Genomic DNA, 24,343 nt, shown 5'->3' with positions numbered 1-24,343 from the left:
CGGTGGAACGGCTAGGCTCGCAGGCACGGACAACCCCGGACCAAGGAGGGAAACAGTGAATCCCGGCGGCGGAATGGACATGCAGGCGATCCTGCAGCAGGCGCAGCAGATGCAGCAGCAGCTCATGGCGGCCCAGCAGGAGTTGGACGAAACCAGGGTGACGGGTTCCTCCGGCGGCGGCCTGGTCAGTGTCACCATGAACGGACGCGGACAGGTCGAGGACATCTCCATCGACCCGAAGGCGGTCGACCCCGACGACGTGTCCGACACCGCGCAGACCATCGCCGACCTGGTGCTCGCGGCCATCCGCGACGCCGAGCGCATGGTGGAGGAGATCCAGCAGCAGAAGATGGGACCGCTCGCGCAGGGGCTGGGCGGCGGCATCCCGGGACTTCCCGGTTTCTGAGCGGGACGACCGGTTCTGGCGAGGGTGGGGTCCCCACCGGTCGGGTGACTCCACTACGGTGGTAGCAAGCACTCCACGAGTAGGCGGGACATGTACGAAGGCGCGGTTCAGAATCTGATCGACGAACTCGGGCGGCTGCCTGGCGTCGGTCCGAAAAGCGCGCAACGTATCGCCTTCCACCTGCTCTCGGCGGAGACCGCCGACGTCAAGCGCCTGGTCAACGCGCTTGTCGCGGTCAAGGAGCGGGTCCGGTTCTGTTCCGTGTGCGGCAACGTCGCCGAGGAGACCCAGTGCCGGATCTGCCGCGACCCGCGCCGCGACGACGCGGTCGTCTGCGTCGTCGAGGAGCCCAAGGACGTCGTGGCCATCGAGCGGACGCGGGAGTTCCGCGGCCGCTACCACGTGCTGGGCGGTGCGATCAGCCCCATCGAGGGTGTCGGCCCCGACGACCTGCGTGTCAAAGAACTGATGGCGCGCCTCTCGGACGGTCGGGTCACCGAGGTGATCCTGGCCACCGATCCGAACCTGGAGGGAGAGGCGACCGCCACCTACCTGGCACGCCTGCTCAAACCCTTGGGGCTGAAGGTCACCCGGCTCGCCAGTGGCCTGCCCGTGGGAGGCGACCTCGAATACGCTGACGAGGTCACCCTGGGTCGGGCCTTCGAGGGCCGCCGCGCCCTCGACTTCTGAGAGTCGGACCTCAGCCCCCTCGCCCCAGCGGCCGTGGCGGATCACCCGGCCGGGCGAGAGCCGTGTCCGGGTGGTCGCTGTCCGCGGCTTTGTGGATATCCCTGTCCCCTTCGCGGGTACCTCCCTGCCTTGGCCCCTGTCGGAGTGCTGGGAGCCGCGAACAACCCGATCACTAGACTGGCTGGTCGATTATTGTGAACCCGATTCCTCAGGAGCGCCGACCGTGGCTTTGATCGTGCAGAAGTACGGCGGATCGTCCGTGGCTGACGCGGAGGCCGTCAAGCGAGTGGCCCAACGGATCGTCGCTCAGAAGAAGGCCGGATACGACGTGGTCGTCGTGGTCTCCGCCATGGGCGACACCACCGACGAACTTCTCGACCTCGCGGAGCAGGTGAGTCCGCTTCCCCCGGGGCGGGAACTGGACATGCTGCTGACCGCCGGGGAGCGGATCTCGATGGCGCTCGTCGCGATGGCCATCGGGAACCTGGGCTACGAGGCCCGTTCCTTCACCGGTTCGCAGGCGGGTGTCATCACCACGTCCCTGCACGGCAACGCGAAGATCATCGACGTCACCCCGGGCCGGATCAAGGACGCGCTCGCCGAGGGCGCGATCTGCATCGTCGCCGGCTTCCAGGGGGTGTCGCAGGACAGCAAGGACATCACCACCCTGGGGCGCGGAGGTTCGGACACCACGGCCGTCGCGCTCGCCGCCGCGCTCAACGCCGACGTGTGCGAGATCTACACCGACGTGGACGGCGTGTTCACCGCTGATCCGCGTATCGTCCCCTCCGCCCGGCGCATCCCCAAGATCTCCTACGAAGAGATGCTGGAGATGGCGGCCTCCGGCGCCAAGATCCTGCACCTGCGCTGCGTGGAGTACGCCCGACGGTACGGCATCCCGCTGCACGTGCGCTCGTCTTTCAATCAGAAGCCCGGTACCTGGGTCGTCTCGGAAGTTGAGGAAACCGAAGGCATGGAACAACCGATCATCTCCGGCGTGGCGCATGACCGGAGCGAGGCCAAGATCACGGTCGTGGGCGTGCCCGACCGCGTCGGGGAGGCGGCGGCGATCTTCAAGGCCCTGGCCGATGCCGAGATCAACGTCGACATGATCGTGCAGAACGTGTCCGCGGCGTCCACCTCGCGCACCGACATCTCCTTCACCCTTCCTTCCGACTCGGGGCAGAGCGCGTTGGCCGCGCTGAAGAAGATCCAGGACAAGGTCGGTTTCGAGTCGCTGCTGTACAACGACCGGATCGGCAAGGTGTCGCTGATCGGTGCGGGCATGCGCTCCTACCCGGGGGTCACCGCCCGGTTCTTCGACGCCGTGGCCCGGCAGGGCATCAACATCGACATGATCTCCACCTCCGAGATCCGCATCTCGATCGTGGTGGAGCAGGACGACGTGGACGCCGCGGTGGCCGCCGCGCACAGTGAGTTCCAGTTGGACGCCGATCAGGTAGAGGCCGTCGTTTACGGAGGTACCGGCCGATGAGCAACCGTCTTCCCACTCTCGCCGTCGTCGGGGCTACCGGCGCCGTGGGCACTGTCATGCTGGACATCCTCTCCACCCGCGAGAACGTGTGGGGGGAGATCCGCCTGGTGGCGTCGGCCCGTTCCGCGGGCAAGCGGCTCACCGTGCGCGGTGAGGAGGTCGAGGTCCAGGCACTGGCTCCGGAGGTCTTCGACGGGGTGGACGTGGCGATGTTCGACGTCCCCGACGAGGTGTCGAAGGAGTGGGCTCCGGTCGCGGTGGCGCGGGGCGCGGTCGCCGTCGACAACTCCGGCGCGTTCCGGTTGGACGACGACGTGCCGCTGGTGGTACCCGAGGTCAACGGCGAACAGGTCCGGAACCGGCCGCGCGGCATCATCAGCAACCCGAACTGCACCACGCTGTCGATGATCGTGGCGATCGGCGCGCTGCACCGGGCCTACGGGCTCACCGACCTGGTGGTCAGCTCCTACCAGGCCGCCTCCGGTGCGGGCCAGGAGGGGGTCGACACCCTGCACGACCAGATCGCGAAGGTCTCCACGGACCGCACTCTGGGCTCCAGGGCGGGCGACGTGCGGGCCGCGGTCGGCGAGCTGGGGCCGTTCCCCGCCCCGCTGGCCATGAACGTGGTGCCGTGGGCCGGGTCGCTCAAGGACGACGGCTGGTCGTCGGAGGAGCTGAAGGTCCGCAACGAGTCCCGCAAGATCCTCGGTCTTCCGGATCTTCGGGTGGCGGTGACCTGTGTGCGCGTGCCGGTGGTCACCACTCACTCGCTCGCGATCCACGCGACCTTCGCCACCGAGGTGGACGCCGACGAGGCCCGTCGGCTGCTGGCCTCCTCTCCCGGGGTGGTCGTGCAGGACGATCCGGCCAAGGGGGAGTTCCCGACCCCGGCCGACGTGGTCGGCACCGACCCGACCTGGGTGGGGCGCATCCGTCGTTCGATCGACGACCCGCGGTCGCTGGACCTGTTCCTGTGCGGGGACAACCTGCGTAAGGGTGCGGCGCTGAACACCGCGCAGATCGCCGAACTGCTTGCGGCGGAGTTCACCGCCGGTTAGTTCGGAGTCCCAGCGGGGGCCTGTTTCCGCGTCTGCGGTCGGGGAGGGTTGGTCGCCTGGCCGACCCGGTGAACGTGTCCGGTTCGCCGGTGTCGGGTGGGCTCCGCCCTCCCCGTTTTCTGTTCCCGGCCCGGCCGTGTCCGGTCGGGTGTCTCGGGTCGGCCGGTGGTCGTCGCCTCCCGCTCCCCGGCCCCGGTCCGGGACCCCTTTTTTCGGAAAGAGAATTTCTGTTCCGCTTCGCGTTCCCACGGAACCTTTCTCCGGCTCTCCCGGGAATTCGGGGGAACCACAGCCCTCCTTCCAGAGGAGAAGCCATCGGAACCGCCTCCGCAAGAACAGTAAAAGGATGGCAAGAAAAGACGAGGAGAGGTTTCTGCGGAGCCGCTCAATGGGCATCGCCCTTCTGGGTGACATTCGGCATCCGAAGTGGATTGGTCGACGAGATCCGTATCGTCGGCGATCTTTGACGAAAGGTATGTCTCAAATGCGGCGAATCATGAAGCTGGCTGCCGTGGGCGCGATGACCGCCGGCCTGGTCGGCGCCGGGGCCTCGACCGCCCTGGCCGGCGACTACACCGAGGTCACCGCCACCGAGGTCGCCCAGTGCATCTCGACGCAGGAGGCCACTGGCGTCGGCCTGCTCCTGGGCCTGGGCCTCAACCTGAACCTGCTCAACTCCGCAGCCTGCTCCGGCAGCGTCAACGTCAACGACATCAACGACTAGGACCGAACCCGGTTCTGGCTCGGAGACGTTTCCTGCCGCACAGCGGAACAGCCGCCTCCCACGGAAACCCCGCGGGAGGCGGCCTCGTTTTTCCCCCGAATCCCCTCGGTAACCAGAAGGCCAACAGGCGCAAAGAGAGTCCAGGACACAGGATTTCCGGTCCTGTCCGGCAGACGGGTGGGGCATTGTTTGTGGTGCGCGGTTCAGAGAGACGTTCTGAAGAACGCGCTGACGATGGGTGGCTTCTTCTCCAGCCACCGACGACATCAGAGAAAGGTATGTCTCAAATGCGGCGAATCATGAAGCTGGCTGCCGTGGGTGCGATGACCGCCGGCCTGGTCGGCGCCGGGGCCTCGGCCGCCCTGGCCAGCGGCGACTACACCGAGATCACCGCCACCAAGGTCGCCCAGTGCATCGAGGCCCAGGAGGCCCTCGGCGCCGGTCTGCTCGTGGGTGCGGGTCTGAACGCGAACCTGCTCAACTCCGCAGCCTGCTCCGGCAGCGTCAACGTCAACGACATCAACGACTAGGACCGAACCCGGTTCTGGCTCGGAGACGTTTCCTGCCGCACAGCGGAACAGCCGCCTCCCACGGAAACCCCGCGGGAGGCGGCCTCGTGTTCTCCGCCGTCCGATCGGCAGACACCGGCGGTAACAACATTGCCCTCCGACGCAAAGAAATGACAAGGAACGAGTTCTTGCAGCGCTCGGGAAGATTCTCGTGGCATTGTTGTCGTGCGCGGTCCGGGAATCCCTCTCGACCAGCGTGAAAAGTGGATTCGACAGCTTTTTCCGGCTGTCACTACCGTCATCGAAAGGTATGTCTCAAATGCGGCGAATCATGAAGCTGGCTGCCGTGGGCGCGATGACCGCGGGCCTGGTCGGCGCCGGGGCCTCGGCCGCCCTGGCCGGTGACTACACCGAGATCACCGCCACCGAGGCCGCCCAGTGCATCGCCGGCGAGTCCGCTCAGGGACTGAGCCTGCTGATCGGCCTGGGCGCGAACGTCAACGCCCTCAACTCCGGGGCCTGCACCGGCAGCGTCAACATCAACGACATCAACGACTAGGACCGGATCCCAGTTCTGCTTCGGAGACGTTTCTCTGCTGTCTTCCGAGCGGCCGCTCCCCGCACGCTCCGCGGGGGGCGGTTTCCGTTTCCCATTCCCCCCACTTCTCGGCCATTCCTCCACAGAATGGACAGTAATGAAACTGCCAACGGAAGTAAAGGAATGGCATGACGCGCGTTGCTTCATTCAGGGGCGCCGACGGTGGGGCATTGTTGCAATGCGCGACCGAGCGATCGGATCGACGCGACCGTTGGAACGACGGCCTTTCCGGCTGTCGCTACCGTCATTGAAAGGTATGTCTCAAATGCGGCGAATCATGAAGCTGGCTGCCGTGGGCGCGATGACCGCGGGCCTGGTCGGCGCCGGGGCCTCGGCCGCCCTGGCCGGTGACTACACCGAGGTCACCGCCACCGAGGCCGCGCAGTGCATCTCGGCGCAGGAGGCCACCGGTGCCGGCCTGCTCCTGGGCCTGGGCCTCAACCTGAACCTGCTCAACTCCGCAGCCTGCGCCGGCAACCTCAACGTCAACGACGTCAACAACTAGGAGCGCGCCACCGGTCCGTACGGATCGGTAACCCCACTCCACCGGCCGCCTCCCACGGCACCTGCCCGGGAGGCGGCCCCGGCACTCGACCCACGCCGCTTGGCGGCGTGGGCCAGCGGCGTTTCCAGCACGGGAAAGCATCCGGCAGCCTTCCCGCGTGACTCGGTCCGACCTCACCCGCCCCGGCCGTCGACTGTCGCCGAGAGACGACGCCCGGGCACGGAGCCGTCGTTCGGCGGCTGCCCCGGACCGTTGACGGACCACGTCGCAGGATGCCGTGCCCCTGCGCAGGTGACGGAGCCGGTCACGGCGGGCGTGACGCCCCGGCCCCGTCCAGCGGCAGCGACCAGCCCTCCTGGTCGGCGGCCGCCACGACCCCTCCGGCGAGGCGGCCGTACCCCTGGTGCGGTGCGTGTCCAGCCCGGGGTTGGCCGTCGTGGAACCGGCTCCGGGCTCCCGCCGCTCCGCCTCCGCCGCCCTCGGGCGTGCCCCTGCTCGACGAGCCCCCGGACGACACCGTCGGAGGGGGTCACCCCTGGACGCGCTCCTTCCCCGGCGGCCCCTCCGGCCCCGCCACCCCCGCGGAGGAGGAGTCCGCCGCCTCCTGAGGAGCCGCGGGAGACGGCTTACCGCTGTGCCGGAACGTCTGTTCCCCACCGCGCGACGGAGCCAACCGGTAACCGAGACGACAGTGGTCCGCCGAGACGATGAGGTCGGAGGTCTCCACGGGACACCGTCCGGCGAAGTGGGTGCGCTGGACCACCAGCATGGACGCGCCCGGCGCCAGAGCGAGCCGCCGCGCTTCCGGTTCCCGCAACCCCCGGACCGACACCTCCTCCTCGACCCGGTCCACGGTGATCCCCACCCCGGCGAGACGGTCCGCGACACCGAGCCCGGGAAGCTCTCCCGGGGTCCGCCCGGTGTTGAGGGTGAGCAGGGCCGGCTCCCACGCGATGTGCAACGCGACCGGCGTGCCCTGCGCGTACCCCAGACACTCGGTCTGGTACAGCGGCTCGCCCTCCCGCACCCCCAACCGCCGCGCCACCGCGGCGGACGCGGTCTCGGTACGGGCCCCCAGCCGTTCGATCCGCAGCGGGTCGAGATCCGGGCCGGGGCAGGTCCGGGACAGCAGGAACTCCGCCGACGGTGCACGCACGTAGTACCCGGATCCGGCCCGCCCCTCGATCAGTCCCTCCTCCACGAGGAGCCGCAACGCGCGGCGGGCCACCTGGTCGCTCACCGAGTGGCGGTGGGACAGCTGGGCGCGGGACGGCAGCCGCGTCCCCGGAGGCATCTCCCCGTTGAGGATGGGCTCCCGCAGACTGTCGGCGACCCGCAGATAACCCGGCTTCTCGATCACGACCACTCGCGCGGACGGAACGTGCTTCCACAAAGGCGACCGGCCCCCTCAGCCGGGACGGTTTCCCCGAAGCACCCGGAACCCCCCGCGAAAACCTGTCGACGCTCGCCCATAGAGCCCAGTAAAGCAGCAGGTCGTGCCCTCGCGCAGACAAACCGAGCAGGAGGTCCGCACTTCCCCGCCGGGTCAGCGGGCCGACGGACGGCGGACCGCCGCGGCTGCCCCCGCTCCCCTCCGGGAGCGGCGCCGCCACCGGTCCCGAGCGGCGAGCAACGCAGCGGCCGTTCCGTGCACTCCGGCCGCCAGCGGCACGAACAGCAGGGCCGCGGCCGGCGAGACCGCGGCGCGGGGAACACCCGCGCGGCGCAGCTCCCGGCGCGCCCACAGCGCGAACGGCGCCGCCACCAGTGGCGCGGTCACCATCCCCGGCGTGTAGCCCCTCGTCGCGACCGCCGAGGCCACGTGCGAGACGGCGTGCAGTCCCAGGGCGGCCAGCGTGGCCTGGTAGAAGACGCTCCGGCCGTTCGTGCGGGCGCCGTCAGCGGCGGCTGCCGCCACCACACACCCCACCAGCCCGATGGACAGGTTCACGTGCTCCTGGGAGAGGTCCATGCGGTCCCACACCGTCGGCGGCACCCACGGCAGCGTCCTCTCCAGACGGGGCCGCGCCCGCCTGGACCAGTGCGCCATGGTCGCCAGTTCCTCGGCGTCGTGGATCGCCCAGGCCACGAACAGCCCCCAGGTCGCCGCAGCGGGCACCCTGGACTCACCGACCGGGCTCTCCATCATCGACGCACTCCCTTCCCACCGGGGATCCGTCTCCGTCAGCGGACCGCGGACCAACGGTACCGGTACGCCGCTCCGCCTCCACCGGTCCTCCGCCGTCGGCGTTCGCGGGGAGTTTTACCGGGGGCTGGCCTTGCCGCTGGCGTGCGTTGGGCAGCGACTCCTCATGCTGGAGACAACGGACTGGAGGAGTCGCAGGAGGAGTCGCCCATGGGGAGGGTCACGGCAGCCGTGACGCAGCAGCCGATGTCGGACGGCACCGCCATGCTCCTGGGAGTGCTCGGCGGTCTGCTCACGATCGCGCTGCTCACACTGGTCATCGCGGCCCTGGCCTCCGTGCTGTCCGCCCGGACGCTCACCCGGGGCGGCAAACTGCTGTGGTCGCTCACGGTTCTCCAGTTGCCGGTCCTCGGTGCCGTGGCGTGGTTCGTCATCGGCCGCCAGGGACCGCTCAACAGCCTGCTCGGGCTGGTCCGGAGCGGACGGCACGAAGCGCTCGGCAGTGGCGAGCACGTCCGTGACGACCTGCTCGGAGACCGGATGGAACGGGTGTTCGCGGGGTACCAGCCCGACGGGACGGAGTCGCGGGTGAACGGACGTTCCGGCGGCTCTTCCCGCGGCTCCTCCCGCCTCGCCGCCGCGGAGTACGACCGCAACGGCCACCCGTGGCAGACGGTCGACGGACTCCACGACCGGACCACGCTCGGAACACACGCCAAACCGGTGTCCACCGCGGCGAACGGCAACTCCGTCCCACGGTTCCACGACACGCGAACCCGGATTCCGCGCTCCCGGATCCCCAGGTGAGAGACGCGGAGACGAAGGGACGCCGCCGGAGAGCCCTCGAACGGCGGCGTCGACCCGCAGATCCGGCCGGTCTCAGCCCACCAGGACCGAGTCCTCGTCGAACATCCAGTCCTCGGAGGCCACCCGGTACAGCTCGCGCCGCAACGCCAACTCCAGGGCGGTGTCCCCGGGTGCGACCTCGTCGAGCCGATCCAGTGCCGCACAGATCTCCGTCGCGGTCATCGAGCTGACCGGCTTCATCCCCCAGTTCTGCGTCATGGTGTTCTTCCCCCTTTCCGCTCCGCTGCCGCACCGGCGCGGAGCAAAGGCCGGTGTCCTTGGCCGGCCGAAGCGAGACCCGTCCCACGAGGGACCTCGCTGTTCCCCCCTGTCTCAGTTCCTCCACTCCGTGCGTCGTGTCCCCGTGACAGGTCCGTCGACCTCATTAGATGCGGTCGACGGCCTCATCGTTCCAGAACCGTATGACACGGTGTGCTGAAAACCGCGATACCGGTACCCTGCTCAACGTGATCGACCTTCGAGCTCTACGGGATGACCCTGACCGTCTGCGCGCGTCGCAGCGTGCCCGTGGCGAAGACGACTCCGTCGTCGACCGGCTGCTGGACCTGGACTCGCGGCACCGCGCCGCCCTGGCGCGTTTCGAGTCGCTGCGCGCCGAGCAGAAGAGTGTCGGCAAGTCCGTCTCCCGCGCGTCGGCGGACGAGCGTGAGGCGCTGCTGGCCCGGGCCAAGAGTCTGGCCGCCGACGTCAAGTCCGCCGAGGCCGAGGCCGAGGCGCTCTCCGGCGAACTCTCCGCGCTGCTGCGTTCCGTGCCGAACCTGGTGGAGAGCGAGGCGCCGGTGGGCGGCGTCGACGACTTCGTGGTGGTCGAGGAGGTCGGCACGCCGCGCGAGTTCGACTTCACCCCGCGCGACCACCTGGAACTGGGGGAGATGCTCGGCGCCATCGACACCGACCGGGGCGCCAAGGTGTCCGGGGCGCGGTTCTACTTCCTCACCGGTGTCGGCGCGATGCTGGAGCTGGGCCTGCTCAACCTGGCCATGCAGCGGGCGACCGCCAACGGCTTCACCCCGGTGATCCCGCCGGTGCTGGTCAAGCCCGACACCATGGAGGGCACCGGTTTCCTCGGGGAGCACTCCGCGGAGGTCTACCACCTGCCCGCCGACGACCTGTACCTGGTGGGCACCTCCGAGGTGCCGCTGGCCGGGTACCACGCGGACGAGATCCTGCCCGCCGACGCGCTGCCCACCCGGTACGTCGGCTGGTCCTCGTGCTTCCGCCGCGAAGCGGGCTCCTACGGCAAGGACACGCGCGGCATCATCCGGGTGCACCAGTTCAACAAGGTGGAGATGTTCGTCTACGCCCACCCCGACCAGGCGCACGAGGAGCACCTGCGGCTGCTGGCGTGGGAACGCGAGATGCTCGACCTGCTGGAGGTGCCCTACCGGGTGGTGGACATCGCGGCGGGCGACCTGGGAACGAGCGCGGCGCGCAAGTACGACTGCGAGGCGTGGATTCCCAGCCAGGGGCGCTACCGCGAACTCACCTCCACCTCCAACTGCACGGACTTCCAGGCCCGCCGCCTGAACATCCGCTACCGCGACGCCGACGGCAGGCCGCGGTTCGCCGCGACGCTCAACGGAACACTGGCCACCACGCGCTGGATCGTCGCGATCCTGGAGAACCACCAGCGCGCGGACGGTTCCGTGGCGGTCCCCGAGGCCCTGCGTCCGTTCGTCGGCCGCGACGTGCTGGAACCGATCGACAAGAAGTAGTCGGCGGCCGGGCCCGGTTTCTCGCGGGGCCGGGCCCCGGCCCCGCGACATCGTTCCGCTCTTCCCGTGGGTCACGGCGCCGCGTCCCTGCGGCGCCGTGACCGTTTCCGCTGGGACGCGGCCGCAGACGCGCTTCCGCCGGCGGTCTGGACGGGAAAGAGGCGCCCAACGGCCGCGCTCGTCCGCGTCCTTTGCCAACCGTCGGTCCGCTTCCGGTGGAGGGGCGGTCACCGCGGACGCCGGTGCGGCCCCGCCCGTTCCCGCTCCGGCGTCGGCCTTCCCGTCCCCTTCGGACCAGGGGCGCGCCGTCCGCCGCCCGGGAAGCCCTCCTGGATACGGGTGTCCGTTTCCCGATCGTCCCTCACCGACTGTCCGGTTCCACTTACTATTGGCGCATGGTCTTCAAGCGGGTCGGCAACGGCCGTCCTTATCCTGATCACGGCCTGTCGCAGAGCGCGTGGACACGGATCGCGCCGAGCCAGGTGCGGCTGGACGAGCTGGTGACCACCAAGGCCAGTCTGGACCTGGAGCATCTGCTCGCCAAGGACTCCACCTTCTTCGGCGACCTGTTCCCCCACGTGGTGCGGTGGAAGGGCGAGCTCTACCTGGAGGACGGCCTGCACCGGGCACTGCGCGCCGCCCTGCAGCAGCGTGACACGGTGGTGGCCCGCGTCTACGACCCGACCTGGTTCCCGGAGCTGAGCTGACCCACCGCGGCGGCGAGCTCGTCCACGAGCGCGGCGGCCGCGGGCGGTACCGGCCCCGCGGCGGCCACCGCGAACAGACGGCGCCACCCCAGTTCCGGGGAGTCGGCCACCGCGACGTTCTCCCCCCGGTGCAGCGACAGCGCGAGCTGCGGCAGCACTCCGACCGCCAGGCCGAGGGAGACCAGGCGCTGCACGGCCAGGTGGTCGTCGGTGGCGTAGGCGACGTGCGGCTCGAAACCCGCCCGACGGCAGACGTGGACGAGGTGGGACCGGCAGCGCTCGCACCCCGCCACCCAGGTCTCACCACGCAGTGCCGCCAGTTCGACGGTGTGCTCGGCGGCGAGCGGATGGCCTCCGGGAAGCAGCAGCCGCACCCGTTCCCGGGAGAACGTGACCTCCCGGATCCCGGTGTCCGCGTCGGGGGGCGTCTCGTCGTAGGCGAAGGCGACCGCCACGTCCACCTCGCCCTCCCGGACCAGGGCCAGCGACTCCGGCGGCTCGGCCTCGACGAGGGTGACCGTGACGCCGGGCGCGCGTTTCCGCAGCGCGGCCAGGGCCTGCGGCACGATTCCGGCGGTGGCCGTGGGGAAGGCGGCCAGCCGGACCCGGCCCGCCCGCAGCCCCGCGATGGCGGCGACCTCCTCCTCGGCGGCCGCCAACCGGGTCAGGACGGCGTCGGCGTGGCCGACCAGGACCCGGCCCGCCTCGGTGAGGCGCACTCCCCGTCCGTGCCGCACCACCAGCGGTGTGCCCACCTCCGCCTCCAACCGGGCGACGTGGTGGGAGACGGCGGGCTGGGTGTAGGAGAGGGCGCGCGCGGCCGCGCTCATCGAGCCCAGCCGGGCCACCTCACGCAGCACACGTAGTCGGGTCAGGTCCAGCACAGCCCCAAGATATCAATTCCTTTTATGGGAAATGACGAAAAAATCTTCTTGTGCTTTTGTCTGTGCTCGCTGAAGATCCAGACATGGACACCGCGCCGCTGCTTCCCGCCTCGATCCGCGACCAGTTCACCCGAGACGTGGTCTACCTGAACACCGCCTCCTACGGACTGCCGCCCCGCGTCGCCCACGAGGCGACGCTGGCCGTCGAACGCGACCGCGCGGCGGGCCGCCTGACCCTGGCCTTCTGCGACGAGGCCGTGGAGCGGTCGCGTGCCGCCTACGCCCGGCTCGTGGGCCTCCCCGTGTCCCGGGTGGCGGTCGGCTCGCAGGCCTCCCAGTTCGTCGGCCTGGTCGCGGCGTCGCTGCCCGCCAGGTCGACCGTGCTGGTCGCCGAGGAGGACTTCACCTCGGTGACCTACCCCTTCCTGGCCCTGACCGGGCGCGGCATCACGGTGCGGTCGGTACCGGTGGCCCGGATCGTCGACGCGGTGGACCCGACCGTGGACCTCGTCGCGGTCTCGGCCGCGCAGTCCGCCGACGGCCACGTCGTCGACGTCGCCGCACTGCTGGCCGCCGCCTCCGCGCACGGGGCGCGGGTGCTGTTGGACACCACCCAGTCGGCCGGGTGGCTGCCCGTTCCCGCCGACCGGGTGGACTACCTGGTGTGCAGCGCCTACAAATGGCTGCTGGGGCCGCGGGGCGTCTGCTTCTTCGCCGGAACCGAGGAGGCCCTGGCCGACCTGACCCCGGGCGCCGCCAACTGGTTCGCGGCCGAAGAGGGCGCGGAGTCGTTCTACGGGACGGAGATGCGCCTGGCCTCCGACGCCCGCCGGTTCAACCTGTCCCCGGTGTGGGCGTCCTGGGCGGGCCTGGCCCCGGCCCTGGAGATGCTCGCCGACCTCGGCGAAGCGGCGATCGGAACGCACAACGTCGCACTGGCCAACCGGTTCTGCGCCGCGCTGGGGCTGCCCCCGACGGACTCCGCGATCGTCAGCCTGCGGGTCGACGCCAAGGCCGAGGCCGCCCTGGCCGAGCAGGGCGTCGTCGCGACCATGCGCGCGGGGCGCCTGCGCTGCGCCTTCCACCTGTCCACCGACGCCGCCGACGTGGACCGCGCGGTCGAGGCAGTCGGCGCCCACCTGCGCGGGTAGCGCCCCCGGGACGCTCGCGGGACGCCGTCGGCAGGCCACGCCGACGTCCACGAGCGGATCACCGGTACCGCGTGCGTGCGGCCGCGGGCGGTCCGCGCACTCCCGCCCCCGCCCGCGCAGGCGGCCCCGCGGTATCTCCCGCCGACTGTCGGACCGGCCCGCTACAGATCGTGGTGGAACTCCCGCCCTCGGGGACGGAAGCGGAACCTCGGCCCCGTCCCACCGCGGTGGGGTGCGGCGAAGGGAGACGGCACCTTGATCACCCCCGGCCACGGCGACCTGCTCGACGCGGACGTCGACGCCCTGGTGAACGCGGTCAACACCGTGGGCGTCATGGGCAAGGGCATCGCATTGCAGTTCAAACGCGCCTTCCCGGAGAACTACCGGGACTACCGGGCGGCCTGCGAACGCGGCGAGGTCACGGTCGGGCGGATGCACGTCCACGCACTGGCCCGCCCCGGACGGCCCCGGTTCGTCGTCAACTTCCCCACGAAACGCCACTGGCGGTCGCCCTCGCGGCTCGACGACATCGAATCCGGCCTGGCCGCCCTGCGGGACACGATCACCGCACTGTCCATCGGCTCCGTGGCCGTGCCACCACTCGGCTGCGGCCACGGCGGACTGTCCTGGGCCGAGGTGCGTCCCCTGGTGGAGCGAGCCCTCGGCGACCTCCCCGGGGTGGAGGTGCGCCTCTGGGAGCCCCGGTGAGCCTCCCGGCCCCGGCCGGCGTCCCCGGCTACTCCCCGGTGTCGGAGTCCGGGCTCTCCTCCTCCGTCGCGGAACCGTCCTCCTCGGCGGACCCCTCCGCTTCCTCCTGCTGGGCCAGCAGGTCCTCGGCGCGTGTCGTGCAGATCACCCCGGAGTGGACGATCTGCTCCTCGCTCTCCCCCGCCACCGCAGCGATGGTGAAGCAGTACTCCAGGGCGGGGTCGAGGCCGCCGACGACCGCGGTCTCCGCACCGGGTTCGGCCTCCAGCACAGAGGCGCGGGGCAGGCCCTCCGGTGCGCCGAACACGTGGTGGGGAACACCGCCCTCGGTGTTGTCGATCCAGAACAGCTGGACACTGCCGCCGTTGTCGTACATCCAGATACCGGTGGGTTCGGCCGCCACCAGGACGGGTTCGCTGGGCGAGGGGGAGGGGGTCGGCGACGGCTGCGCCGACGGGCCCGGTTCCGCCGCAGCCTCCGGAACCAGGCTGCCGTCCCACCACGGGCCGGGGAACAGCAGGGACAGCATGCCCGACGTTCCGGAGAAGAACACGATGGCCAGCACCACCGCCGCCACGTACAGCGGACGCCGTTCACGCCCCACCGAACCGACGGGGGCGGCCACCGGGTCCTCGGCCTCGTCGTCCCGGCGGACGCCGTCCGGGTGGTCGGCGTCGTCGCGCGGCAACGCCGCCGTCTCGGCGGTCCCGCTCCACCCCTCCAGCCGGGTCCACGTCCACTCGCGTACGTCGCCGTCTCGGAGGCGTCCCGGTGCGGGGACCGGGGCCGCGGTGGGGGCGGGGGGCACCGGCGCCGGAGCCGGAGCCGGCGGTTGGGGACGGTGGTCGACCGGCTCGGAGGAGCCCGCGGGGAACGGGGCCGGGGCGGGGACGGGGCCGGTGCGGGGAGCGTCCTGCCTCCCCTGCCGCGGGGTGGCACCGCCCGGGAGCGGGGACGGCCCGGTGGGCGCGTCGGGGACGGGCGGCGGCGCGGGCGCGGGCCGCTCCGGGGAGGTCCGCACCGGCCCCGGTGGAGCCTGCGGAGCGGTGGCGGCGGGCGGTTCCGGAGAGGTCCGGGCACGCGGACGGTCCGCGTGCCCTCCGGAAGCGGGAGGGGGAGGCGTCGGCGGTGCCGCCACGGGAGGGGGGAGGCTCGGCGCGTTCGGGCCGGTCGGTGCGGACAGGACCGTGGGCGGCGACGGCGCGATCCAGTCCGGAGCGGCCGCGAGGTCCGCTTCGCCCCGGTTGGGCGGCAGCCCTCGCCCCCGCAACCGGGGAGAGAGCGGTCTGGCCGTGCTCCCGGACGCGGAAGCTTCCGGCGGCGGTTGCCCTCCCCGCACCGGGGCGGGTGGCGGAGAGGGCGCCGCGACCCGGGCCTCCTCCAAGGCGGCGGCGAACTCCGCCGGAGTGGCGTACCGGTCTGCCGGGGCTTTCGCCAACGCGCAGAGCAGCACCTGCTGCACCTGTTCGGGCACGTCCGGGGCGGGCACCGGGTGGGCGGGCATCGACAGCACCCGGTCCCGGTAGCCCTCGGGGCCGGGAGGGCCCTCCCGCACGGCGAACGGTGCGCGCCCGGCGAGCAGCGCCCACAGGGTGGAGGCCAGTCGGTAGACGTCGGAGGCCACGGACAGCGGTTCGCCGCGCAGCGCCTCGGGTGGGGCGTGCAGCGTGGTCTCCGACCGGAGGTCGCCGGGTATCGGCGGCTCCCCGATCCGGCCGACCGCTCCGAAGTCGCTGAGTACCGCCCCCGACCCGGCGCGCAGGATGTTGCCGGGGGTGACGTCGTTGTGCAGCAGTCCCTGCGCGTGCACGGCGGTCAGCCCGGCCGCGACCGCGCGCCCCACCGCGGCCGCCTCCCGGACCGTGAGCCGCCCCTCCGGGGTGGCGACCGCCGCATAGGAGCCCTCCGGGTAGTGGGGCATCGCCAGGAACGGCTCGCCCGTGGCGGTGCGGCCCAGATCGAGCAGGGTCACGATGCCGGGCTGTCCCGCCACCGCACGCGTGGCGGCGATCTCGCGTTCCGTCCACCCGTCGTCGCGCATCACCTTGAGCACGGTGTGCGCTCCGGTGCTGGACCGCACCGCGCGGTACAGCACCGCGGTGCGTCCCCGGTACAGCTCTTCCAGGCTGTGGAAGCCCGTCACCCAGTCAGTGCCGTGCTGGCGGCCCGTCACCCGTGTCCCCCCTCTCACTGCGTCGCCGGAGAGGGGGCGGCCGACGGTTCCACCGGGCCGGCCGAGGGGTCCGGCGGTCCGTACTGCTGGAACCGTTCCTCGTTGATGGCCTGCTGCTTCTCGAAGGCGCTGGCGACCACGATGCCGCCGGACACGACCGCGACGAGGATCGCTCCCGCGATCATCGCGGGCCAGACCCGCTGACGCCGCCGCCAGTAGCGGCTCGACCCGTACAGCAGCGCCGCCCGCAACTGCTGGCGGCGCAGTGCGTCGGCCTGGAGGACGTACCGCTCGGCGTTGGGGGTGGCGTGGAACGCCTCGGGGACCGCGGGCGTGTCAGCGCCTCTGGCGGGTGTGTCGGTTCCTGTGGTGTCGGGCATCGCGAGTGGCCGCTACGGCTTCTAGAACAGTCCGTTCAGGTAGTTGGAGAGCTTGGCGTAGTTGTTGGCCGCGCCGTCGGTGGCGTCGATGAGCTTGGCGAAGGCGTCGTTGACGGCGGAGAAGTGTGTGTTGTACTCCTCGGCCTTGGCCTGGAACTCGGGGCTGCCCGACCCCTCCCACTTGCCGACGGTGTCCTTCGCCTGGGAGTCGATCTGCTCCATGATCCCCTGGAAGCGGCCCAGGTACCCCTGCTGGGTGGCCGCCAGGTCCTGGAGCCCGCCGACGTTTCCGTAGACCTCGTACTGGTTGCCCACTGCTGTCCTCCGCTCAGAGGTTGATCGGACGTGCGAGGCCGCCCAGTCCGCTTCCGGCCCCGGAGAACTCCTCACCGGAGGTGTCGTCGGTCTGGGTCACCTGGGTCTGGGCCTCACCCAGCTTGATGCCGTTGTTGTTGCACCAGGCGATGAGTTCGTCGAAGCGCTGGTTCAGTTCGGAACGCGCCTTGCGGAATTCCGCCAGCGCGCTTCCCTGCAGCGACTGGCCGTCGTTCTCCATGTCGGCGATCAGGTTGTTCAGCTGGCCGCGCAGCCCCTCCGCCTCGATCCCGAGCTGCTGCCCACCCGTCCCGAGGGCATCGGCCTGGGTCAGGCCGACATAAGCGTTCATGGTTGTCCTCTCCGCAAAGAAAGCCGGTGACCAGGGGGTTCGTACACGTGCGGAAGCGTTCTTCCGGCGGCTCTCGTCCTTCGGACGTCCTTCACCAGCCTGGCTTTTCGTGACGCTAGTGACGCGGTAGGTGACGAGTCAATTCGGTGGCCACATGTGGCAACCGGACTTAAAAGCAACTTTCTGGACAATTTCCACGGTTACCCTGCGACCTCAGAGCGACACAGATCTCTTTCTGAACTTTTGGCGCATTGTCCGCCTCGGATCAGGGGAACAGGAGCACAGACGTGGGTAACGAAGCGGGAGCCAATCCCGGAGCGGCAGCCAGCGGGGGAGCAGCGGCCGAGGAAATGGCCAACGCGATGGCTGGGCTGGCCGACACTTTCGAGGACCTGATCACCGAGGTCCGTGACGCTGCCGGTATCTACGTCCGCAACGGCTACTCCTGTTCCCGCGACGACCACTACGACAGCATCAAGAAAGTCAGGACCACGGTCTGACCCTGGCCAACAACATCCAGGCGGGAGCGGCCGAGGCCGCCCTGACCGACCTGGACACCTCCGAGGGCTACCAGGGTGCCTGGCCGTCGTTGTCCCGCGACATCAACGAGTCATTCGGCCTGCCCGGCACACCGAACTGACCGCGTTTCTCCATCCTCCACCGAAGAACCGCGAAGCACGCAGAAGGACATCACGCCACCATGGGAGTCGACCTCTCCTTTGATCCCGCGGACATCGACGCCAACGGCGGAACCGTGCGGGGCTGGGCGAGTTCGCTGGACATGTTCTGCGCCCGCATCCTCGGCAACTCCGAGGACCTGAGCGCGCAGTTCGACGACAGCGCCAAGGAGTTCGGCGAGATCACCGGTTGGAACCTGGAAGGCGCCTCCGAGGAGGACCGCCAGGCGTGGCGGGACGCGGCCGGAGCGGTGCGCTACTGCGCCGCGGTCACCGAGCACTGGGCCGACAACATCGACGAGTTCAAGCGGGAGCGCAACCGGCTCATCGGCCTGTGGCGCGACGAGAAGCAGGACGCCGAGGCCAGGATCGCCGCCCTGGACGACGGCAACTGGTTCTCCTCCCTCTTCTCGGCCGACAAGGACCAGATCATCGCCGAGCTCAAGGACCGGCTCGACGAGCTCAACGCCCAGGCCCGGACCAACTGGGACACGCTGATGGACCACGCGGACGACCGCCGGCAGGAGCTCACCGACGGTCCCACCCCCGCGAACATCCGCAGCCTGATCGACGCCGGGTACGTCAACTGGTCGCTGTTCAACATCGACCCGGTCCGCTACGCCCCGGAGATCAGCCCGCACGAGGCGGACGAGTGGGGGCAGAAGCTCTCCGAGGCGTGGAAGACCGGCCGACGGGGCGAAGAGTACGACAACCTGATGATGATGCTGACCATGCTCTCGGCCAAGGTCCTGGACTCCGAGCAGCGCGGTCTGGGCGTCAACAGGGCGGACCAGGACACCCTGAAGGCGATCTTCGACGCCATCGACGAGCACTCCGGCGGCATCCTCAACGTCCCGCGCTACCTGGACGTGCTCGGCGAGAGCGACGAGGGGCGCGCCCAGATCCTCGGCACGCTGGCGGACGGGATCCTCGTCCTCTCCAGGGAGGACCTCCACGGCGGCTACGAGAACCTTCCCGAGGACATCCGCACGGCTCTGGGCTCCGGCTCCTGGGCCAAGGGGGGCGACGCCACCAAGGGCTGGGGAGCCGACATCGAACCGCTGGCGTCCATCCTGGAGCACGCCGACGGGGACCTCATGGGCGGCAAGGACTTCTCGGCCCTGCTGACCGCGGTCGTCGGCGCCAACGCGGCCCCCGAGTTCCTCCACCCCGAGGGCAAGGAGTTCTTCGAGCGGAACGCCCAGATCCTGCTCGACGTCTCGACCCGCAACAACGAGGCCAACCACGCGATCCTGACCGACAGCTTCTACCACCCCGACCACCGCAACGACGAGGCCCACAAGGAGGACTACAAGATCGACGCGGTGGGGGTCATAGAAGGGCTTTTCATCTACGACTGGCCGGACGAAGCAGAGGCTGATGGGCTTCCCGTGCACAACCTCATCGACTGGATCAGCGAGTACGGGGGGAGCTCTGACGAAACTCAGCGGACCATGGCTGGAGAGGCAGCAGCGGGCCTGATACGGATAACGACGTCGAATGACATGTTCGACAAACTGACCGACACGGTTCACTCGGTCTCCTACGGCGACGGAGAGGGCTCGTACACGAATCAGCGTGCTTCCTTCGGCCAGGTCAATCCGTCACTCTCGGCCAGCCTCTACGGAGTTTTCTACACCTACCTAGAAGAGTTTGCTTCGGAAGACGGAGTCAACTTCCTCTTGAACGAGGACGGGGAGACCCTCAGAACCTGGTCGCTCTGGGATTCAAAGAAAGAGCAGCTTCAAGTCGACCCGCTGAGCCGTGTACGGTTCCTCCAGTACATCGCCGCAAATGAAGAATATGCAGGGCTCCTGCAGTCTGCGGCCTACACCTACAACAACGACCAGCTCACGGAATACCTCTACACGTCCAGCGGCCAGCGACCGACGGCCGGAAGCGCCGGGATCCTCCAGGGGCTTGTGGACGCAGCCGTGTACAACGAGAGCATGGACCGCCTCGGAGACTCCGACGAAGCGAGACAGAACACCTACAAGCTAAGGAAACTCGGCGTCGACATCGGCGCGGGGATCATCTCCTCCCTCCCGCCCGGCAAGGAACTCTCACTCACCGGAGAGATACTTTTCAATTCAGGAAAAGTGGGGGTTTCAGAATACCTGAAATTTGCCCTGGATAATACAATAAAGCCCGGACCCGAGAGCTACGGGGGAGTATCTCTCGACCAGCTCGAAAACAGAGAGATAGTCGCAAACGGCGCCCAGTTGAAAATCCTTGAATACATGCTCGAAAGCGGAACCGTCTCGACAGGAGAAGTCCCCCAGGGGGTTCTGGTCGAGACAGAGGACGGGACTGTCCGGGTCGCCACCGAGAGAGAGATACGAGAGTCCCACTCAGACCGAGAAAGATCAGAGGTGATCGGCCAGGTCCAGAACCTGATCAAGAGGGAGGAGCAGTGGCCCGGGGGAGCAGTCGAAACCGGGTCCTCCTTCGTCGATGACTATCTCGACGAGCACAATCTCTACTACGAGACAGTGGTCAAGAACCTACAGGCAGAGAATTCTGATGAATACGACAACATGAGAGCGGGAGGACCGGCAGACCGCCCGCGGAAGAATCCGTGACCCTGTCGGCCCTTGTTCCAGGCAGGATTCCATGCCGCTCGGCCGTGATCTGTACCCCGCCGGAGCCGTTTGCCCGGCGATAAGGCGCGGTCGTCTCGGGCAAACGGCAGTCCCGCCACGAAGGCGGGACACCGTACGGCCCGGCTCAGAGGATGTCGGAGGACGGCCACCGAACATTCTCCAGGACAGCAGGAGCGGCGACCAGGAACCTCCCACAGCTTCAAGCCCTTGGTCAGGCAGTTGCTGTGAGCAGCACTCCGTCGCCCAAGGGCTTCGCTGTCTCGAGGCAACCACACTCCCGGCATCGTCGGGAGACCAACGGCCCCATCTCCACAGACGGCCTTCGGGTCAGGAGAGGCCGAGCACCACTCCTCCCTCAGGTTCCTCCCCTTCTTGCTCACTGCTCCTCGGGTACACGACCAGGCTCCCCGGGGCCGGCAGGAGCCCGAGGGGTCCCGTCACGTCCCGCCCTTCCAGCGAGCCGCGCAGATCGACCGAGCTCGCCTCTCCCTCCTCGGACCACGGAGTGATGTGGACGGCCCCCTCCTCCGCGCTCAACCACGCCACCGCGCCGGGGAGGAACGCGATCCCCGCTGCTGCCCCGGTCGCCGGTCCGGGGAGCGCGAGAGTCCTCCGGGCCTCTCCGTCGAAGGACCTCCACTCCACGCCGGAGGCCTCCCCCTCGCCACCGACGACGAGTGAGTCCCCGGTCGCGTGGAGGACCGGGTTCCCGTCCCCTCCGGAGGCGTGTCCCAGGTCGTCGGCGAGCACCTCCCCGGTCTGCGGGTCCAGGATCTTCCCGGACGTCTGCCCTGAGCTCCCGGTCGTGCTCTCCACCACGAGAAGGGTCTCCTCGGGGCTCTGGTACCCGAGAAGGCCGACGAGGCTCCTCCTGATTCCCGGAAAGAAGACCCTCGGGTAGAAGGACCTGGTCCTCCAGGACCGGCACCACACCTCCTCGCCGGTCCGTGCGTCCAGCGCCACCACCCTGGTCTCCGCCTCCGCCGAGTCCAGGTACTCGGTTCTTTCCGTCGGGCTGTCGGTCTCGAGTTCATCGGCACAGGTGACGGCCTGGAAGAGGAGGTCGCCGAGCGCCGTCCTGGAGTGCTCGACACACCGCGGGTCGCCCTCCCGCGTCCAGAGAAGGCTGTTGTCCGCCAGGTCGCGGGCCGAGAGGGCGCCGCGTTCGCTGTCCGCGACGCCCCGCGCCCCCGACGTCAGGGTCTCCACTCCCTGAATGTGGAGATAGCCGAGGTCCTGCTCCCCCCGGCCGTCCTCCCCGGCGTCCTGGTAGACGCCGACGGTGACGTCGTACTCCCCGAGCAGGCGACCGCTCCGGGCGTCGAGAACGAACCTCCGGGTCTGGAACCCCCGCTCCGCGGTGAAGTAGGAGAGGACCACGGTCTGCCCGTCCGGGGCGACCCCGAACCGTGCCACCTGCCCGGGCCTGCGGTAACGCCAGCGCTCCTCGCCGGTGACCGTGTCCAGTGCGATCACCCCGTCGCCGACGTCGACCAGAGCGCCGCCGGGCACGGGGTGGACGTCGTGGACGGCGACGCCTTCGGGCGCCTCCCACACCCAGGTGACCTCCTCGGCCGAGGCGGGCACCGCCGCGGGGGTTCCGGCGGCCTCGTGGGTGGTGTGCTCCACCTCTTCGTACACGGTGGCCGCTGCTCCTCCGGCCGCCACCACGGCTGCGGCCGCGACTCCGGCCACCAGTCCTGCGAGGAACCGCCGCCGGGACCGGGCCTTCCGGGCACCGGAGACCAGGACCAGCAGAAAACCCAGGGCCGCGGCGGCCGTTCCCGCCCAGGCGACCGCGGAGAGCAGCGCTTCCGAATCCGCGAAGCCGAACCGCGTCCACCAGAAGCTCTCGCTCGGGAAGCCCACAAGACACAGCACGACCGCGCCGAGCAACGCGAGGCAGGCCCACAGTCGCACCGCTCCCGTCCGGGGAGCCGCTTCCCCGTCCTTCTTCCGGAACGAGGTGTAAGCACTGACCAGGAGACCGGCGACCGCAACACCCAGCAGCCCCCAGAGCACGAAGGACCAGGCACCGGACTCCCTCCCGCCACCGAGGAGGAGACCTGCCGCGGCAGTCAGCAGACCGGTCGAGAGCATTCCGGTCCCGCACCAGAAGAGGAAGCCGTACCCCACTCCGTTGCGCTGTTCTGTCATCGCTTTTCTCCTGTCTGTTCCGCCAGACCCGCGGCCGAGCACCGAAACGAGGAAGGCGCGAGGAATGATCAGACAAGCCCGACGACGGCCTCCGAGGTTTCGGGGAAGACGTACGGGGACATTTCACCGACCCCTGCCGGAAGCATCTCCAGGCCGTAGTCGGTCTGGTGGACGACGACCGCCCCGGGCACGGGAATCTGGGCATCGGTGCGGATGGACATCTGCGGGTCGAGAAGACCGTTGAGCGGGATGCTCTCCTCAGGTCCGCTCCCGTCCCCGGGAAGCAGCACGGCGTCGATCCGTTCGGCCTCGGAACCGCCACCGGTGCCGCATTCCCGGTCGCAGGTGAGGAGGACGATCCCGTCCTCCAGGACCGCCGCCGTGGTCCGGTGGTCGAAGTTGTTCCTGATCTGTCCGTAGTAGCCCCGGCCCCTTCTGGCGACCCCCTCGGGCAGCACGGCCGAGGCCAGCACCTCGCCGTCGAAGGAGAGCCGGCCGTACTCGACCGTGGCATCCTCCCCCTCCCCCGAGACGCTGGCGTAGGTCAGCGTCCGCGCCGTGCCGTCGACCTGGAAGACGTCCCTTCCGTCCGCGACCTCGTCCACGGACGCGACCAGGACCTCGCCCGTGGCGAGGTCGAGGATCCTGCCGTCCCCGGGCAGCGGATAGTCCGTACCGTTCAGGTTCTGCTCGGCGATGGTGAGGACGGTTCCGTCCACCGAGGCCCGCAGGTCCGGGGAGGTGTCCCCGGCGTCCTCGGTGTTCTCGTACCGCCAGACTTCCCGCCCCGTCCCGGCGTCCAAAGCCACCACCAGAGACGAGGTGTCCGGGTCCGTGCCGGGCCCGATCTCGCCGACATCGTCCACGCCGGGCACGCACACCAGCGGAACCACCACCAGATCGGGATGGAACAACGCCCCCCACCCGTCACCCGTGCTCGTGGCCGGACCATGAGTACACCCCGACGGAACGGAGAACCGCCACACCTCCTCGTTGCTCTCCAGGGCATAGCCCACCAGGTCCGTGCTGTCAGGCTGCACCCGCACCGCAGAGGTCAACAACCGCACCTCCGGCAACGCGGCTGTCTCATCCACATAGCTGTCTCTCTCCTCCCCTGTCAGGGGGAACTCGTGGTCGTGGCGGATCTCGCCGGTGGCCGCGTCCAGCACCAGCATCCTGCCCCCGGCCCCCAGAGACGCTCCTCACGGAAGGCCACCACCACGGCCTCCCCGTCCGGCGTCACCCCCGAAGCCACCACACCACCGGGACGCCGGAACCGCCACAACTCCTCACCCGTCCCCCCGTGCACGGCAACCACCCCGTCGTCCAAGGCCGCCACCATCCCGGCCACTCCCCGATAGACCCGGTAGAGCCGAGCACCCTCCGGAGACTGCCAGGTCCACCCCACCCCGCTCACCGACCCCGGCACGACCAGCTCCTCCTCAAGCGGCGCAGCAGTGGTGTGCTCGGTGCTCCTCCCCAGCCACACCACCGCTCCCAGAGCCGCGACCGCCACGACCGTC

The 24,343-nt window shown here is 69.7% G+C and carries 25 protein-coding genes; 15 read left to right on the top strand and 10 right to left on the bottom strand.

Features of this window, described 5'->3' with window-relative positions:
• The first annotated feature begins 73 nt into the window (after positions 1-73).
• The 8 genes from FOF52_RS17465 (at position 74) to FOF52_RS17430 (ending at position 5,985) form a co-directional block, all read left to right on the top strand.
• Positions 74-406, top strand: coding sequence for a YbaB/EbfC family nucleoid-associated protein (locus FOF52_RS17465; RefSeq protein ID WP_248593914.1), 333 nt, complete (start codon positions 74-76; stop codon positions 404-406).
• A gap of 90 nt (positions 407-496) precedes the next feature.
• The gene (gene recR / locus FOF52_RS17460; RefSeq protein ID WP_248590998.1) at positions 497-1,096 is read left to right on the top strand and encodes a recombination mediator RecR; all 600 of its coding nucleotides are present in this window, start codon (positions 497-499) and stop codon (positions 1,094-1,096) included.
• Positions 1,097-1,319: 223 nt separating this feature from the next.
• Positions 1,320-2,591, top strand: a complete 1,272-nt coding sequence (locus tag FOF52_RS17455) for an aspartate kinase (RefSeq protein ID WP_248590997.1) — start codon at positions 1,320-1,322, stop codon at positions 2,589-2,591.
• Positions 2,588-3,649 carry an aspartate-semialdehyde dehydrogenase gene (locus FOF52_RS17450; protein ID WP_248590996.1) on the top strand — a complete coding sequence of 354 codons (1,062 nt, stop codon included), beginning with the start codon at positions 2,588-2,590 and terminating at the stop codon, positions 3,647-3,649. Before FOF52_RS17455 ends, FOF52_RS17450 begins: the two co-directional genes overlap by 4 nt.
• A 496-nt stretch (positions 3,650-4,145) precedes the next feature.
• Positions 4,146-4,373 carry a hypothetical protein gene (locus FOF52_RS17445; protein ID WP_248590995.1) on the top strand — a complete coding sequence of 76 codons (228 nt, stop codon included), beginning with the start codon at positions 4,146-4,148 and terminating at the stop codon, positions 4,371-4,373.
• 299 nt (positions 4,374-4,672) lie between these two features.
• Positions 4,673-4,903, top strand: coding sequence for a hypothetical protein (locus tag FOF52_RS17440; RefSeq protein WP_248590994.1), 231 nt, complete (start codon positions 4,673-4,675; stop codon positions 4,901-4,903).
• A 310-nt stretch (positions 4,904-5,213) separates the two neighbouring features.
• On the top strand, positions 5,214-5,441 hold the full coding sequence (locus FOF52_RS17435; RefSeq protein WP_248590993.1) for a hypothetical protein: 228 nt from the start codon (positions 5,214-5,216) through the stop codon (positions 5,439-5,441).
• Between the two features lie 316 nt (positions 5,442-5,757).
• Positions 5,758-5,985 (top strand): hypothetical protein, encoded by a 228-nt coding sequence (locus FOF52_RS17430; RefSeq protein WP_248590992.1) that lies wholly within the window; start codon positions 5,758-5,760, stop codon positions 5,983-5,985.
• A gap of 529 nt (positions 5,986-6,514) precedes the next feature.
• Here the strand turns inward: FOF52_RS17430 and FOF52_RS17425 are convergent.
• Both FOF52_RS17425 and FOF52_RS17420 read right to left on the bottom strand, forming a co-directional pair.
• The gene (locus FOF52_RS17425; protein WP_341849695.1) at positions 6,515-7,351 is read right to left on the bottom strand and encodes a GntR family transcriptional regulator; all 837 of its coding nucleotides are present in this window, start codon (positions 7,349-7,351) and stop codon (positions 6,515-6,517) included.
• 180 nt (positions 7,352-7,531) lie between these two features.
• Positions 7,532-8,134 (bottom strand): HXXEE domain-containing protein, encoded by a 603-nt coding sequence (locus tag FOF52_RS17420; RefSeq protein WP_248590991.1) that lies wholly within the window; start codon positions 8,132-8,134, stop codon positions 7,532-7,534.
• Between the two features lie 207 nt (positions 8,135-8,341).
• Between FOF52_RS17420 and FOF52_RS17415 the strand changes: the two genes are divergently transcribed.
• Positions 8,342-8,938, top strand: coding sequence for a PLD nuclease N-terminal domain-containing protein (locus FOF52_RS17415; RefSeq protein ID WP_248590990.1), 597 nt, complete (start codon positions 8,342-8,344; stop codon positions 8,936-8,938).
• A 72-nt stretch (positions 8,939-9,010) separates the two neighbouring features.
• Here the strand turns inward: FOF52_RS17415 and FOF52_RS17410 are convergent, their stop codons facing one another.
• The gene (locus FOF52_RS17410; RefSeq protein WP_248590989.1) at positions 9,011-9,196 is read right to left on the bottom strand and encodes a hypothetical protein; all 186 of its coding nucleotides are present in this window, start codon (positions 9,194-9,196) and stop codon (positions 9,011-9,013) included.
• 248 nt (positions 9,197-9,444) lie between these two features.
• Between FOF52_RS17410 and serS the strand changes: the two genes are divergently transcribed.
• Positions 9,445-10,713: a serine--tRNA ligase gene (serS, locus tag FOF52_RS17405; RefSeq protein WP_248590988.1), complete on the top strand. Its 1,269-nt coding sequence runs from the start codon at positions 9,445-9,447 to the stop codon at positions 10,711-10,713.
• A gap of 395 nt (positions 10,714-11,108) precedes the next feature.
• Positions 11,109-11,420: a type II toxin-antitoxin system VapB family antitoxin gene (locus FOF52_RS17400; protein WP_248590987.1), complete on the top strand. Its 312-nt coding sequence runs from the start codon at positions 11,109-11,111 to the stop codon at positions 11,418-11,420.
• Here FOF52_RS17400 and FOF52_RS17395 read toward each other — a convergent pair.
• Complete coding sequence (locus FOF52_RS17395) at positions 11,387-12,304, bottom strand: LysR family transcriptional regulator (protein WP_248590986.1); 918 nt, start codon at positions 12,302-12,304, stop codon at positions 11,387-11,389. The two genes, FOF52_RS17400 and FOF52_RS17395, sit on opposite strands and share 34 nt — an antisense overlap.
• 83 nt (positions 12,305-12,387) lie before the next feature.
• On the opposite strand from FOF52_RS17395, the gene FOF52_RS17390 reads away from it, so the two are divergent.
• Together FOF52_RS17390 and FOF52_RS17385 are read left to right on the top strand one after the other, a co-directional pair.
• A complete protein-coding gene (locus FOF52_RS17390; RefSeq protein ID WP_248590985.1) occupies positions 12,388-13,455 on the top strand; it encodes an aminotransferase class V-fold PLP-dependent enzyme in 1,068 nt (355 codons plus the stop codon).
• 255 nt (positions 13,456-13,710) lie between these two features.
• The gene (locus FOF52_RS17385; protein ID WP_248590984.1) at positions 13,711-14,163 is read left to right on the top strand and encodes a macro domain-containing protein; all 453 of its coding nucleotides are present in this window, start codon (positions 13,711-13,713) and stop codon (positions 14,161-14,163) included.
• 28 nt (positions 14,164-14,191) lie between these two features.
• Here the strand turns inward: FOF52_RS17385 and FOF52_RS17380 are convergent, their stop codons facing one another.
• Genes FOF52_RS17380 through FOF52_RS17365 form a run of 4 tightly spaced genes read right to left on the bottom strand, consistent with a single transcriptional unit; the run spans position 14,192 to position 17,383 of the window.
• Complete coding sequence (locus tag FOF52_RS17380) at positions 14,192-16,336, bottom strand: serine/threonine protein kinase (RefSeq protein ID WP_248590983.1); 2,145 nt, start codon at positions 16,334-16,336, stop codon at positions 14,192-14,194.
• 14 nt (positions 16,337-16,350) lie between these two features.
• Entirely contained in the window at positions 16,351-16,716 is a 366-nt protein-coding gene (locus FOF52_RS17375) for a hypothetical protein (protein WP_248590982.1), read from the bottom strand.
• A 21-nt stretch (positions 16,717-16,737) separates the two neighbouring features.
• Positions 16,738-17,031: a WXG100 family type VII secretion target gene (locus tag FOF52_RS17370; protein WP_248590981.1), complete on the bottom strand. Its 294-nt coding sequence runs from the start codon at positions 17,029-17,031 to the stop codon at positions 16,738-16,740.
• A 13-nt stretch (positions 17,032-17,044) separates the two neighbouring features.
• Positions 17,045-17,383, bottom strand: coding sequence for a hypothetical protein (locus FOF52_RS17365; protein WP_248590980.1), 339 nt, complete (start codon positions 17,381-17,383; stop codon positions 17,045-17,047).
• A gap of 287 nt (positions 17,384-17,670) precedes the next feature.
• Here FOF52_RS17365 and FOF52_RS17360 point away from each other — a divergent pair, with 287 nt between their 5' ends.
• On the top strand, positions 17,671-17,883 hold the full coding sequence (locus FOF52_RS17360; protein WP_248590979.1) for a hypothetical protein: 213 nt from the start codon (positions 17,671-17,673) through the stop codon (positions 17,881-17,883).
• A 200-nt stretch (positions 17,884-18,083) separates the two neighbouring features.
• Positions 18,084-20,642 (top strand): TPR repeat domain-containing protein, encoded by a 2,559-nt coding sequence (locus FOF52_RS17355; protein WP_248590978.1) that lies wholly within the window; start codon positions 18,084-18,086, stop codon positions 20,640-20,642.
• A 348-nt stretch (positions 20,643-20,990) separates the two neighbouring features.
• Here the strand turns inward: FOF52_RS17355 and FOF52_RS17350 are convergent, their stop codons facing one another.
• Together FOF52_RS17350 and FOF52_RS17345 are read right to left on the bottom strand one after the other, a co-directional pair.
• Entirely contained in the window at positions 20,991-22,820 is a 1,830-nt protein-coding gene (locus FOF52_RS17350) for a PQQ-binding-like beta-propeller repeat protein (RefSeq protein ID WP_248590977.1), read from the bottom strand.
• Positions 22,821-22,888: 68 nt separating this feature from the next.
• Entirely contained in the window at positions 22,889-23,995 is a 1,107-nt protein-coding gene (locus FOF52_RS17345) for a PQQ-binding-like beta-propeller repeat protein (RefSeq protein WP_248590976.1), read from the bottom strand.
• Between the last annotated feature and the right edge of the window lie 348 nt (positions 23,996-24,343).

Origin of the sequence: Thermobifida alba, assembly GCF_023208015.1 — a bacterium.
Classification (GTDB): domain Bacteria; phylum Actinomycetota; class Actinomycetes; order Streptosporangiales; family Streptosporangiaceae; genus Thermobifida; species Thermobifida alba.
Note: the sequence above shows the minus strand (reverse complement) of the source record. Positions and strands in the feature narration are given on the sequence as shown.